Annotated in this window: 13 protein-coding genes; 8 read left to right on the top strand and 5 right to left on the bottom strand. The window is 43.1% G+C overall.

Going from position 1 to position 12642, the window contains the following annotated elements; genetic code table 11:
* Nucleotides 1-632: 632 nt before the first annotated feature.
* On the bottom strand, nt 633-2165 hold the full coding sequence (locus tag ACMFL8_RS06675; protein ID WP_413190461.1) for an ATP-binding protein: 1533 nt from the start codon (nt 2163-2165) through the stop codon (nt 633-635).
* A gap of 1 nt (nt 2166) precedes the next feature.
* Nucleotides 2167-2889: a heavy metal response regulator transcription factor gene (locus ACMFL8_RS06670; RefSeq protein WP_413190460.1), complete on the bottom strand. Its 723-nt coding sequence runs from the start codon at nt 2887-2889 to the stop codon at nt 2167-2169.
* Between the two features lie 236 nt (nt 2890-3125).
* On the opposite strand from ACMFL8_RS06670, the gene ACMFL8_RS06665 reads away from it, so the two are divergent.
* The 7 genes from ACMFL8_RS06665 to ACMFL8_RS06635 all read left to right on the top strand — a co-directional run bounded on the left by ACMFL8_RS06665 (nt 3126) and on the right by ACMFL8_RS06635 (nt 8862).
* Nucleotides 3126-3452, top strand: a complete 327-nt coding sequence (locus ACMFL8_RS06665) for a hypothetical protein (RefSeq protein WP_189585232.1) — start codon at nt 3126-3128, stop codon at nt 3450-3452.
* A gap of 134 nt (nt 3453-3586) precedes the next feature.
* A complete protein-coding gene (locus tag ACMFL8_RS06660; protein ID WP_189585229.1) occupies nt 3587-3868 on the top strand; it encodes a hypothetical protein in 282 nt (93 codons plus the stop codon).
* Between the two features lie 108 nt (nt 3869-3976).
* Nucleotides 3977-4570 (top strand): c-type cytochrome, encoded by a 594-nt coding sequence (locus ACMFL8_RS06655; protein ID WP_413190459.1) that lies wholly within the window; start codon nt 3977-3979, stop codon nt 4568-4570.
* Nucleotides 4571-4702: 132 nt separating this feature from the next.
* Nucleotides 4703-5338: a DUF411 domain-containing protein gene (locus ACMFL8_RS06650; RefSeq protein ID WP_240216052.1), complete on the top strand. Its 636-nt coding sequence runs from the start codon at nt 4703-4705 to the stop codon at nt 5336-5338.
* 118 nt (nt 5339-5456) lie between these two features.
* A complete protein-coding gene (locus ACMFL8_RS06645; RefSeq protein ID WP_413190037.1) occupies nt 5457-7157 on the top strand; it encodes a copper resistance system multicopper oxidase in 1701 nt (566 codons plus the stop codon).
* A 25-nt stretch (nt 7158-7182) separates the two neighbouring features.
* Nucleotides 7183-8349, top strand: a complete 1167-nt coding sequence (locus tag ACMFL8_RS06640; protein ID WP_413190458.1) for a copper resistance protein B — start codon at nt 7183-7185, stop codon at nt 8347-8349.
* Between the two features lie 27 nt (nt 8350-8376).
* Nucleotides 8377-8862: a DUF305 domain-containing protein gene (locus ACMFL8_RS06635; protein ID WP_413190457.1), complete on the top strand. Its 486-nt coding sequence runs from the start codon at nt 8377-8379 to the stop codon at nt 8860-8862.
* 35 nt (nt 8863-8897) lie between these two features.
* Here ACMFL8_RS06635 and ACMFL8_RS06630 read toward each other — a convergent pair whose 3' ends face one another.
* Nucleotides 8898-9119 (bottom strand): hypothetical protein, encoded by a 222-nt coding sequence (locus ACMFL8_RS06630; RefSeq protein WP_194619683.1) that lies wholly within the window; start codon nt 9117-9119, stop codon nt 8898-8900.
* A gap of 353 nt (nt 9120-9472) precedes the next feature.
* Complete coding sequence (locus ACMFL8_RS06625) at nt 9473-10612, bottom strand: alkene reductase (protein ID WP_413190456.1); 1140 nt, start codon at nt 10610-10612, stop codon at nt 9473-9475.
* A gap of 173 nt (nt 10613-10785) precedes the next feature.
* Here ACMFL8_RS06625 and ACMFL8_RS06620 point away from each other — a divergent pair, with 173 nt between their 5' ends.
* Nucleotides 10786-11670 (top strand): LysR family transcriptional regulator, encoded by an 885-nt coding sequence (locus ACMFL8_RS06620; RefSeq protein WP_413190455.1) that lies wholly within the window; start codon nt 10786-10788, stop codon nt 11668-11670.
* 12 nt (nt 11671-11682) lie between these two features.
* Here ACMFL8_RS06620 and cobA read toward each other — a convergent pair whose 3' ends face one another.
* Entirely contained in the window at nt 11683-12615 is a 933-nt protein-coding gene (cobA, locus tag ACMFL8_RS06615; RefSeq protein WP_413190454.1) for a uroporphyrinogen-III C-methyltransferase, read from the bottom strand.
* Nucleotides 12616-12642 lie beyond the last annotated feature (27 nt).

The following is a 12642-nucleotide window of genomic DNA, read 5'->3' as shown; positions in this document are numbered from 1 at the left end:
CAAACATAGCCATAATTGAAATAAAAGAACATCAACTCAAATACGCCAGAATGATTGTCGAGCTTCTTAGAAAAACAACTCGTTCTTCTAGTAGCTCGTTTTAATCGGTGTATAAGATGAAAATCATTGGCGTATCCTCCCAGAATGTTGAGTCTCCGACAATACTGGGACGGTTCAATGGGAAGATGCACCTGTATGTATTTTCCAGAGAATGACTTTTATTATCTTTCGACCTCTTCAACATCGCTTAGAACGATATAGTCAGTTCAATATAAAAAGATATGGAAAATAAAGCACTCAGCTGGTATAAAATTTTTTCGCTTGCTGCGTGTTTTGCCCTCTAGAGGCGTCGAAAAATTTATCCCAGCAGTACTGCATTCTTTTTAAAGTGAATCTGCTATATCTATTCAGATCAAATTTATATGCTCAACTATCGAAGGTTTAGATTAAGGTCTGTTGAGCATTCAAATGTGGTACTGGCAGTGGTTATTTTTTAGACAATACGCAGTGAAATTTTTGACGCCTAGTCATTCTAGGGTAGACAATTTCGCCAGGTATTGGCAAAAAATAGCCCTGCCCTGAAAGGCTGATGCTAAAATCGGCAGTCCTAATATTTGAATGCTCAACAGACCTCAACCCTCAGTCAATAATTCTACACTGACTTGAAAATAATAGTCATCCTTAATCGTGATGCCAACCTTGCCTTTATGTGCATTAGCGATAGCCTGAACGATAGACAATCCCAATCCTGTGCCTGAATGCTGATGGCTAGTCTTATCATGACGATAGAATCGCTCAAATAACTTATCAGCTTCACTCTGATTGAGCATCTTGTCTAAGCGATTAGTCACTGTTATTAATAAAGATTGCTTTGAGGATAGAGCCTCTTCCTTTGCCGTATCAAGGGTGCTGCCTGAGGTAATAATGGTAGCTGATATTATGATAATACTGTCACTAGCGGCGTAATAAATGGCATTTGACATGAGATTAGCAAATAACCGTTGCAGTAAACCTTCATCACCTAATACTGTCTTAAATTCGCCTGATCTTTCAAAAGTTATCCCTCGATCCTCTGCAATCATTTCATAGTAATCAACGAGCTTGGTGATTAGGTTTTCAGTATCTACGTGATTAATTTGCGAGTCACTTAATCCTTTCTGAGTTTTTGCCAGTAGCAACATATTGTTTATCATGGCTGACAGCTGCTCTAACGTATCATGCTGATGATGTAGTTGCTCGATGTATTCGTTGCCTTCTCTTGGCTTAGTTAACATGACCTGCGTTTGTGTACTAAGCGTCGCTATTGGGGTGCGGAGCTCGTGGGCGATATTGTCTGAAAATCGTGACAAAGATTCAAAATTGCTTTCAAGCTTGACCATCATTGAGTTGTAAGATTCTGCTAGCGGTCGCAGCTCTAATGGCATGTCACTGACGGTTACTCTTTCATCCAACCTTTCAGGATTGATTCTTTTCATTTTTTGTACGATAGTGGCCAGAGGAGCAAAACCCCAATACACACTCAATGCGGCGATTGAGACGAGTAATAGTGTAATGGCGAATAAAATCATACTAAGCTGACGATTGAACTGTAATAAATACTGATGATGTACATCTATAGGTAACGCGATAAGCGCGAGCATTTTATCGTCTTCAATGACCATCGCTCGATAATATCTGCTGTTAATACTCATCACAAACTGTTGCTTATCGTTATCTTGTCGCAGTGACAACAGATTAAACGCTTCCCCTAGCTCTTGAGTAAAGTTGTTGGGGGTACTAGACAGTATCTGTCCCTCTTTGTTAGCAATGACCGTTTTTAGATCGTAGTCTAACCAAGAAGAATGCAGATGGTCGGCCTCCTCTGATGCTTCTGCAGAAAATGACGTTGTATCAGATGACAAGCTTAACGGTGGCTGGTTATTTAATAGACCTTGAGAATTTGTTAGCATTTGAGAGGTTATATGGCTGTTAGGTTCTGCCACTTGCTTACGTAAGTTAAACGCGGCATGAGTCATAATCTCTGAGTCCATTTGCTCAAAATGACCCTTAACAGAGTGCTGTACCCAAATATAAATAATAATCTGTGACATAACGACAAATATCGTGAGCAACAACACAGTACGCCACAATAGTGGCAAGCGCCGATTATCCAACCTGTGTTTCATATTAGATATTGCCAGCTTCGTAAGACGGATTATTATCAAGCACTGTATCGACAGCCTCCAATCGGTAGCCCATACCACGCACAGTATGAATCAGCTTCGCCTCATGCTCATCATCTATTTTTATGCGAAGACGCCTTATCGCCACATCAATCACATTGGTATCATTTTCAAAATTCATATCCCATACTTGAGAAGCAATGACTGAGCGCGGTAGCACCTCACCTCGGCGCTCTAATAGAAACTGTAATAAAGAAAACTCTTTTGCCGTGAGCTTAATAGCCCTATCTTTTCTATGCACAGTGCGCTTGGCAATGTCCATTTTAAGATCCGCTATTTGCATAATCGTACTTTGATAATCGGATTGATTGGCACGTCGTAATAAGCTTTTGATTCTAACGATCAATTCTGCAAACGCAAAAGGCTTGGTCAAATAATCATCGCCCCCAATCTCAATCCCTTTTATCTTATCACTTAAGTCATCTTTTGCCGTTAAAAACAGCACGGGAGTACGCTTACCTGCCGCTCGGTAATTGCGCACCAGCTCAAAGCCACTAACATCAGGTAGCATGACATCCATCAGTATCACGCTAAATTCTTCCGTCATCAATGCATGATAGCCATCTAAACCTGTTATGTGATGATCCACAATAAACCCAGCTTCCGTTAAGCCTTTTTTTATATACTCGCCAAGCTTCAACTCGTCTTCTACCAGCAGTACTTTCATGGTAATTCCTCAGTACGATTATAATTATTTAACGTTTTAACCCACACAGATGACAAAATTGACTGGTAGCTGACAAAGATGTCATCTGTTCGTAATCAGATTGTCAGTCTTCATTTGCTAATCTGTATGAATGAAACATAGTTGTTCATACCTAGCGACTATGAATTATTTTCACAGGTAATCAATTCAAATATCTAACACCTTAAATATCTAACAACTTACAAAAGAGGTTTTACATGAAAACATATGGTTCATTCAAAAAAGCAGTACTGCTATCGGCTTCTGTACTTATTGGTATTACTGCGGCTAATGCGCACACTACCGAGCTAAGTACGTCAGTCATCAATAACTGTGATGCGGTTACTGACTTTGCAAAAAACTTGGATCACAACGATGCGCAAGTTTCTAGTACGCAAATGAAGCGCTATAATGATGCACGAGTGGCTTGTGAGATCGAACACAAAGATCAGCATCTACAGTCTGAAAAGTATTTCGTAGATAAATATGGACGTGATCGTGATTCTAATGCTGCCTCAATACTAAATGAATACAAGCAACATTAAAAACTAAAAACAGCAAGATGACAATATTGTAATCTTGCTGTCATCTCTCTGTCAGAATCAATGAAGTATGCTTTAAAATAACTTAACATCCCAAAGATTTTTTGACTCTATACCAAATCAAATAAGGATTTACCATGTCATTATTCAAATCAATGCCACTATCTAAATCAATCGTAGCCACTGCTATAGCCTTAGTTGTTTCAACGTCAGCGTTGGCACATGACCCAAAAATGCATGCGCAGAAAGATCAGATGAACTGCGAAAAGATGGAAAAACACATGGATATGATGGGAAAAATGGATCATAGCAAAATGGATATGAACGATCCTGCTATGAAAGCCATGATGACCAACATGAGCAAAATGAAAGCGATGTATCAAAAGCACTGTGTCACTAATGACAGTGCTTCTAAGTAAATCTAGTCGCGCTCGCTAGGTAAAGAGTCAGGTTCAACGACAAATATTGCCTAACCTAACATCAGATGACAATCTCATTTTGACAGCAATAAATTGTAGGACGGATATATGAAATTTTTATTGGGTGCGCTTTTTGCCACACTTGTGGCAGTCGTTGGGGTTTTTGCAGTTGTTACTAGCGGCATTGTCAATATAGGAGCAGATCAAGCGCATAACCCAATAATGTATAAACTCTTAGAGACTGCCCGCACGCGTTCAATAGCGAATGCTAGTAAGGACATTACGGTTCCCAACTTAGAAAAGACAGAAATTATCAGCTCGGGCGGTGCCGATTACAAAGATATGTGTGCAGGTTGTCACTTGTCTCCTGGGGTAGAAAGCACTGATTTTAGCGCCAGTTTATATCCTAAGCCGCCAAGTTTTACCAATGTTGAACTGGTTGAACGCTATAAGACCGATGCCGGTGCTCAGCAAGCTTTTTGGGCCATCAAACACGGCATTATGGCATCAGGTATGCCAGCATGGGGCGCTTCGCACGATGACGATAGAATGTGGGCAATGGTCGCTTTTATCAGATCGTTACCTGACTTAAATGAAAATCAATACACCATGTTAACGACTAGGATAGACGATGATATGTTGGACATGTCATTTGATGGTGAGATGGATATGTCTGGTGATGGATCCGGCATGCAACATTGATTATTCGTAAGAAATGCAGTACTAAATAGTGCTGCCTTTTGCGATTTAAGCTTTACCAATACTACTTTGGTCAGTGTTACGGCTTTAATTTTTATAAATTTGATCGTCAGATAAACGCTCAGGAGTGATTTTATGAGACGCTATACCAATATATTTTCTAGTGAACACAACCGGTTATCTGGTCGTGTTCTTTTAGTGATGATGACATCTTCACTATTATTAGCGGCTTGTAGTCAACCTAACGCTGCTGCTGACTCAACACCAGCGACTGAGCCAACGACCGCTACGCAAACCGCGCAAACAGAGCAACCAAAAGCGGAAATAATGCCTGTCAGTGCTCATTCAGACACCCAGCCAACTATCCTAAAAAATATCTCAGCCACCGTCTATAAAGACGCCAATTGTGGCTGCTGCAAAGAATGGGTCGGTTATGTCGAAGGTCATGGCCTAAATGCAACCGCACAGAACGTCGAAGATTTGTCCTTGTTTAAAGAGCGCTACAGCGTACCGCAGCAGATGCGCTCTTGTCATACCGCCGTCACTACTGACGGCTATGTATTTGAAGGTCATGTCCCTGCCAAATATATGGCACAGTTCCTAAAAAACCCACCAAGTGATGCGATTGGTCTTGCCGTACCTGGCATGCCAGTTGGTAGCCCTGGTATGGAATATCAAGATAAATTTATGCCGTATAAAGTGATGCAACTTAACAAAGATGGCTCAACAGCCATTTATGCAACCATTGAATCACCGCAGCAGCAATTATAGTTTGAGTGACGTTTAAATAGCTTATCCAGCTCTACTAATGGGCTGTCGAAGACATAAGCTTGACTGATAAATATATAGACTCAACTCCCATTTCATGGATTAAGTTAGGTAAATAATTATGAACAAGAATATGCTTAACCGCAGGCGTTTTTTGACAGGGTCCTCTACTCTATTAGGGGCCTCCATGCTATCCACACTGCCATCTATTGCCAATAGTGCGCTCGGTAAAGGTCAACAAAACGTAGCCGTCAATAGTGATAAATCTGACCATATCGTACCTATCCTAACCGGTAATGAGTTTGACCTGTATGTCAGCAAGAAGCCCGTTACTGTCAATGGTAAGTCGAGTATGGCAACCCTCATCAATGACTCACTGCCAGCGCCAACGCTAAAGATGCAAGAAGGCGATACCGTGACCATCCGTGTCCATAACCAGATGAATGAGTCGACCTCTATTCACTGGCATGGCTTGCTCGTCCCATTTGAGATGGATGGTGTGCCAGGTATCAGCTTTGATGGTATTCCCGCGAACAGTACCTTTACCTATAAATTCAAACTGATTCAATCGGGTACGTATTGGTATCACTCCCATACTGGCTTTCAAGAGCAAACTGGAATGCGCGGCGCTATCGTCATTGAGCCTAAAGGCCGCGAACGCCATCCAGTCGCCGAAGATCACGTGATTTTATTGAGTGATTGGACACACCGCGATCCGCATAACTTGTTAAAGCTATTGAAGCAGCGTGCTGACTTTGATAACTACCACTTGCCAGATTTTAAAAAGCTGCTGTCTGATATTGCCGCAACAGATCTAGAAGCCGCTTATGACAAGCGCAAAATGTGGAATAAGATGCGCATGATGCCGACAGATTTTACCGATCTATCTGGTGAGAAGACCTTTACTTACCTTATGAATGGTAAAACCACCGCCGCCAATTGGACACAGCTAGTAAAAGCGGGACAGCCCGTCAAACTGCGCTTTATCAATGGCTCAGCACAGACGATATTCGATGTGCGTATACCGGGTCTAAAAATGACCGTCGTCTCAACGGATGGCAATGATGTCGCGCCTGTTGCGATTGATGATTTCCGTATTGGGGTGGCTGAGACTTATGATGTCATCGTCACGCCGACCAAAGATGCGCATACGATATTTGCCCAAAACATTGATCGTTCGGGCTATGTTGCGACCACGCTTGCGACCAAAAAAGGCGCTCGTGCTGCAATACCTGCTATGGACAAGATCGAATGGCTGACCATGGCTGATATGATGGGTGCGATGGGTGATAAAGGCTACAAAGCAAAACATGCTAAGACCGAGTACGACTTTAAATCTGATATGCGCGTCGACAGTCCACGTATGAACCTCGATGACCCCGGTATTAACCTGCGTGATATTAATAGAAAGGTTTTGACTTATGACCAATTACGCTCCGTGGATGAGCAAGTATTGGCAGAGCAGCGCAAACCTACTAGAGAGATCGAGCTACATTTAACGGGTAATATGGAGCGCTATATCTGGGCGCTAGATGGTGTGATGTTCAAGGATGCAACGCCTGTCAATATTAAGCCAAACGAGCGCGTGCGTATTACCTTAGTCAATGACACCATGATGAATCACCCTATGCACCTGCATGGTATGTGGAGTGACTTGCGAACCCCATCTGGAGACTTTCAGGTACGTAAACATACGATTGTGGTGCAGCCAGCGCAAAAGATTAGCTTCGATGTGACGGGTGAAATTGGACGATGGGCATGGCATTGCCACCTGCTTTATCACATGGAAGCTGGTATGTTCAGAGAAGTTGCCGTCGTTTAACAAACCTTCGAATATGAGGCTTATTATGAAAATATCTAAGAAAAATCTGCCATTCATTGGTTTGTCATCGCTAGTCTTGCTCACCTCATCGTTTGCAACGGCTGCTGATATGTCTGGCATGGATCACAGCGGTATGGATATGTCAGGCGATATGTCTGGTATGGATCATAGCGGCATGGATATGTCAGGCGATATGTCTGGTATGGATCATAGCGGCATGGATATGTCAGGCGATATGTCTGGTATGGATCATAGCGGCATGGACATGTCGGGCGATATGTCTGATATGGATCATAGCGGCATGGATATGTCAGGCGATATGTCTGGTATGGATCACAGTGGCATGGATATGTCAGGCGATATGTCTGATATGGATCACAGCGGCATGGACATGTCAGGTGATATGTCTGGTATGGATCATAGCGGCATGGATATGTCAGGCATGGACCATGGCAGTATGGATATGTCTGGTATGCAAGGTGGGCAGCCACCAGCCGATGCTCGCAGTCCAGACTATTCAAACGGGGTTCCCTACGGGCAGTATGGTAAGCCAATGATGATGGGCAGCATGCCATTATGGGGAGTATCAGTAGACGACTTGGGCTATCAGTTTGATGAGGATCAAATCAACTTTGAGGCGACGGGTTGGTATGGGACTGATAGCAATCGTATAAGGCTACGCACGGAAGGTAGTGCTCAGACTAAAGATGATAAAGAAATAGACAGCTTGAGCTCGCTTGCTTATTGGAAACCACTGAGCATTTTCTGGAATGGTGAAGCTGGTGTCGCTTACGATACTGAAAACGATAACGCTGCAGTGATGGCAGGTATTGTCGGCACTGCACCGTATTTTATCGAAACAGATGCGAGAGCCTACTTATATACCGATGGTCAACTCCGCCTTGATTTAGGTGCAGAGTACGAATGGCGTTTGGATCAGCATTGGGTAGTCATACCAGAGGTGGGATTAACTGCCTTTAGTAAAGATGACCATGATAATGGCATTACCAAAGGTTTTAATGAGATGGAAGCTGAGGTCAGGCTGACTTACGAGACGTTCAGTCGCCAGCTAGCTCCTTATGTGGGTGTGAGTTATGAGACAGCGCTTGGCAAGGCTCGTGGTCAACGACGTCAAGAAAATGAATCGGTTGATAGCAGTAGTTTGACTGCGGGGGTCAAATTCTGGTTCTAATATTATTAAAATAATAGGGGATATACTATGAATGCTTCAGATCAAAACAACATGGATCATCAACAGGGCATGAACCCGTATGTAAAGTTCACTCTGATGATTGTGACGTCTACGATTGTGATGTACATCATGATGTATTTCAATACTTATGAATGGAGTCATATTTATTTTAGTGAAACCCGAGCTTATATGGCGCTCTATATGGGTGCTGGTATGGCAGTGGTCATGTTGGCATTTATGACCAATATGTATAAGAAGACCAAGGTCAACTTAATGATTTATGGTCTGAGCGTGTTGATGTTTGCCGTTGGTATTTGGGGTGTCAGATCACAAGCAACTGTCGATCAAGTGGATTGGATGCAAGCCATGATACCGCATCACTCGATTGCCATTCTCACCAGTAGCCGCGCTGATATTGAAGATCCGCGTGTACAACAGCTTGCTGACGATATTATAAAAGCGCAAAAACGTGAGATCGCTGAGATGAAGCAGTTGATTGAAGAGCTGGAATAATATGATGATTTACCAGTGAACGCTGCGAAAAACGATCACTTTTTTCTGCTTAGACGCTCAATGACCCAGCCTGCTAGTGGGAAGGACACCAGCTGTGTCAGTGGAACGAGTATGATCGTTTCAATTAATACCACCACTGGCAGGCTTAATCCTTGAGTCACAGGCTTCAATAACGTTAATACAATTAAGAGTGTTGGATAGAGTCCGACATATCCTACTAATATGCGTATAAGTCTGTCTTTAGTATTCTGATTCATTATATGATACCGACTGATGATTAAGGTCTGTTAAACATTCAAATGTAGTACTGGCAGTGGCTATTTTTTAGACAATACGCAGTGAAATTTTTGATGCCTAGTCATTCTAGGTTAGACAATTTCGCTATGTATTGGCAAAAAATAGTCCTGCCCTGAAAGGCTGATGCTAAAATCACCTCAAACGTTGTTATAAACCTAGCTAAGGTATCGACATTATCGTCGGTTTACGCCTAGTTTGATGCGATTTTAGCGATCAGCAGTCCTAATATTTGAATGTTTAACAGACCCTAAATTTATAAATAGAAATAAGACCAAAAATGGCCTTATTTCATTTATTATTATTGTTTTTTTAACTACGCTTGATAATAAGGATAATCGCTGTAGCCAACGTCAGTGCCACCATACATCGTGGCAGGATCTACTTCATTGAGTGGCCAATTATTGGCGATACGCTCAGGTAAATCAGGGTTGGCAATAAAAGGACGACCAAACGCAAATAAATCGCCATAGCCTTTGGCTAAAATATTCACGGCTTTTTCTACGGTATATTTACCCGCATAAATAATACGTCCTGAAAATTCTTCTCTGACCGCTCGATAAAAAGTGTCTGGCAAATCAGGCGCATTATCCCAATCAGCTTCTGCAATTGATAAGTAAGCAATACCCGCTTGCTCAAGCAATTTGACCGCTTCGACATACGTATGATGAGGATCTGACTCTACCAATCCTAAATACACGCGCGTCTCATCCGTACTCGCAAACAAAGGCGCAAAGCGTACACCTAAACGATCCGCACCAACCACATCACTGACAGCAGCGACGATTTCTTTTAAGAAACGTAGACGATTGGTCAATGACCCACCATATTGGTCATCACGTGTGTTGCTATGCTCAGAAATAAACTGATTGACCAAATAACCATTAGCACAATGCAGCTCTACCCCATCAAAACCCGCCTCCAATGCATTGCCTGCGGCTGCCGCATACATCGTTACCAGCTCACCAACTTCATCGGTACTGAGTGCGCGTGGCTCACTTGGATCGGCCAATGCACCTTCACCTGGACCTGTTTCAATAAATACTTTTACGTTGTCAGCAGCAATCGCTGATGGGCCTACAGGCTGAGCACCTTGTGGCTGCAAGCTGGTATGAGACACACGCCCAACATGCCATAACTGAGCAAAAATAATACCACCTTTAGCATGTACTGCTTGCGTAACTTTTTTCCAGCCTTCAATTTGGGCTGGTGAATGGATACCAGGTGTCCAAGCATAGCCTTGGCCTCTTGGCTCAATCTGCGTACCTTCCGTCACCATAAAGCCTGCTGTCGCACGCTGTGCATAGTAGCTGGCCATCAAGTCATTAGGAATATTGTCAGGCTGCGTGCTACGAGAGCGTGTCAATGGCGGCATTACGATACGGTTTTTGAGCGTATAAGGCCCAAGTTCTACAGAGGAAAATAGTGTACTTGTATTTAGAATGGTTTGTGTCATAAATGTCTCTTTTAAAGCAGCTGATGGCTTATTATTGAATGTATTTGGCCTGTTTTGATGCTTAATAGCTCATTTAGTGGCTACTTAAGCAATGTTGGTCAGCATAGCGTTTTGAGGGTACAATTAGAAACAACCACTTATTGTTTAAGATACAACTATTAATGGTATGAGTTATGAATGGTATGAATCGGCTCGATATTAAGCAGCTTAGAGTATTACAGGCTTTGCTTGATCTAAAAAACCTCTCACAAGTCGCACGCAAAATGGGGCTGACCCAACAAGCCATTAGTGAGCAGTTGCGCAAGTTACGTGAGGTGTTTGATGATCGCTTGTTTATTCGTCAAGGAAATAGCATGGTGGCAACACCAAAGGCGCTATCGATGCAGCAACCTATTGATCATATATTAAAGCAGTTGGAAGATTTGTTAGAGCCAGAGATTTTTATGCCGCAAACATATAAAGGCGTCTTTACGATTAGCGCAACCGACTATGCGACGCAGGCATTATTACCGCAGTTGTTTAATATTACGCGCCGCGACGCACCGGATTTGAAGTTGATCGTGCGCGACTTTGCCTCAGACAATATCAATCAGCTGATTGCAGCAGGCGAACTTGATTTATTGATTACCTTTCCTGAATTCATCCCTGATAACTTATCGTATGTCACTCTGTTTGAAGAGCAACATTTATGCGTGACGGGTTGTGAAAATACCTTTGCCACAGAGCCATTAACACTGACGCAAGTGGCTGCGCACCCACAGCTGGTGGTATCGCCTTCGCGTGCTAATTTGCGCGGCTCTCATGACCAATGGTTTGCAGAAAAAGGTCTAAAACGAAATATTGTGATGTCAGTTCCTAGCTTTTCGGCTGTACCCAATATTTTGCACACGACTGATATGATTGCGTTTTATCCTTCGCGGTTATTGCCGAGCAGTAAGGTCAAAGAGCTTGAGGTTGAAGCCTTGCCACCTACTTTTAAAGTCATCGCGGCATGGCATCCACGTACTACTGACAGTGGCATACATCGTTGGTTAATCGAGCAATTACGAAATTTATAATAAGTAACGTTCCTACGTCATACTTTCCAAATTGGGTATCAAGTCGTTACTGCTTATAACTTTATTAACATCAACAAATGCACCTTTACCCACAGCACCAAGATTATAGTCTGCAAACTCATGATATAAAGTGACCACATCACCCATAATTAATAGTGCAGGTGTTGGCAATTTCGCTATCGCTTGCTGATTAGCGATACTACCAAGCGTACCGATGAGCAGCTGCTGCGTGGGTAAGCTTGCATGACTAATCACGGCAAAAGGAGTCTCGCTGTCGCGCCCCGCTGCTATCAACCCTTTGGTCAACTCACCTAGCCGATGTAGTCCCATATAAAACACCACGGTTTGTTTGCTGTCCAAGTGTTCGTCATAGTCATTATTGGCTGCGCCTGACTTTTTGCACGCTGTCACAAACTTGACGGCTTGTGCATGATCACGGTGCGTTAGTGGAATCCCTGCACGGCTAGCAGCGGCACTGGCGGCTGTGATACCAGGAATGGATTCAAAACGAATGCCATGGCGCACAACTTCTTGCAGCTCTTCGCCGCCGCGCCCAAAAATAAAGGGGTCGCCGCCTTTTAGACGAACCACTGTTTTGCCTGCCAGCGCGTGTTTGACTAGCAGCTCATTGATGCCTTCTTGCGGCAGAGCATGGTTAGCACGGCGCTTACCGACGAATATTTTTTCTGCTGTCAGCGCGCACATATCTAAGATATCCTCTGAGACTAAGCTGTCATAAAGCACTATGTCTGCGCGCTGCATGACTCGTAACGCTTTTAGAGTCAACAACTCAGGATCACCAGAACCAGCACCGACTAAATGCACAGTGCCCACTTTCTCACCTTCTGCTATCGTTGATGGTGTGTTTAGCACATTGACGTTGCATTTTTTATTGGACAAGTTATCCGAAGGTAGGGTTGCGATAAAAGCAGATGAATCAGTCATAATGGTCACTCCTAATAACACTACTAG

Source organism: Psychrobacter sp. AT9 (genome assembly GCF_047272965.1).
Lineage (GTDB): Bacteria > Pseudomonadota > Gammaproteobacteria > Pseudomonadales > Moraxellaceae > Psychrobacter > Psychrobacter glaciei.
The sequence above is the reverse complement of the archived record's forward strand: the minus strand, read 5'-3'. Positions and strand labels throughout refer to the sequence as shown.

Excerpts from the sequence above, each read along its gene's own strand:
- ACMFL8_RS06675 (WP_413190461.1), bottom strand. The coding sequence starts at position 2,165 with ATGAAACACAGGTTGGATAATCGGCGCTTGCCACTATTGTGGCGTACT.
- ACMFL8_RS06670 (WP_413190460.1), bottom strand. The coding sequence starts at position 2,889 with ATGAAAGTACTGCTGGTAGAAGACGAGTTGAAGCTTGGCGAGTATATA.
- ACMFL8_RS06665 (WP_189585232.1), top strand. The coding sequence starts at position 3,126 with ATGAAAACATATGGTTCATTCAAAAAAGCAGTACTGCTATCGGCTTCT.
- ACMFL8_RS06660 (WP_189585229.1), top strand. The coding sequence starts at position 3,587 with ATGTCATTATTCAAATCAATGCCACTATCTAAATCAATCGTAGCCACT.
- ACMFL8_RS06655 (WP_413190459.1), top strand. The coding sequence starts at position 3,977 with ATGAAATTTTTATTGGGTGCGCTTTTTGCCACACTTGTGGCAGTCGTT.
- ACMFL8_RS06650 (WP_240216052.1), top strand. The coding sequence starts at position 4,703 with ATGAGACGCTATACCAATATATTTTCTAGTGAACACAACCGGTTATCT.
- ACMFL8_RS06645 (WP_413190037.1), top strand. The coding sequence starts at position 5,457 with ATGAACAAGAATATGCTTAACCGCAGGCGTTTTTTGACAGGGTCCTCT.
- ACMFL8_RS06640 (WP_413190458.1), top strand. The coding sequence starts at position 7,183 with ATGAAAATATCTAAGAAAAATCTGCCATTCATTGGTTTGTCATCGCTA.
- ACMFL8_RS06635 (WP_413190457.1), top strand. The coding sequence starts at position 8,377 with ATGAATGCTTCAGATCAAAACAACATGGATCATCAACAGGGCATGAAC.
- ACMFL8_RS06630 (WP_194619683.1), bottom strand. The coding sequence starts at position 9,119 with ATGAATCAGAATACTAAAGACAGACTTATACGCATATTAGTAGGATAT.
- ACMFL8_RS06625 (WP_413190456.1), bottom strand. The coding sequence starts at position 10,612 with ATGACACAAACCATTCTAAATACAAGTACACTATTTTCCTCTGTAGAA.
- ACMFL8_RS06620 (WP_413190455.1), top strand. The coding sequence starts at position 10,786 with ATGAATGGTATGAATCGGCTCGATATTAAGCAGCTTAGAGTATTACAG.
- cobA (WP_413190454.1), bottom strand. The coding sequence starts at position 12,615 with ATGACTGATTCATCTGCTTTTATCGCAACCCTACCTTCGGATAACTTG.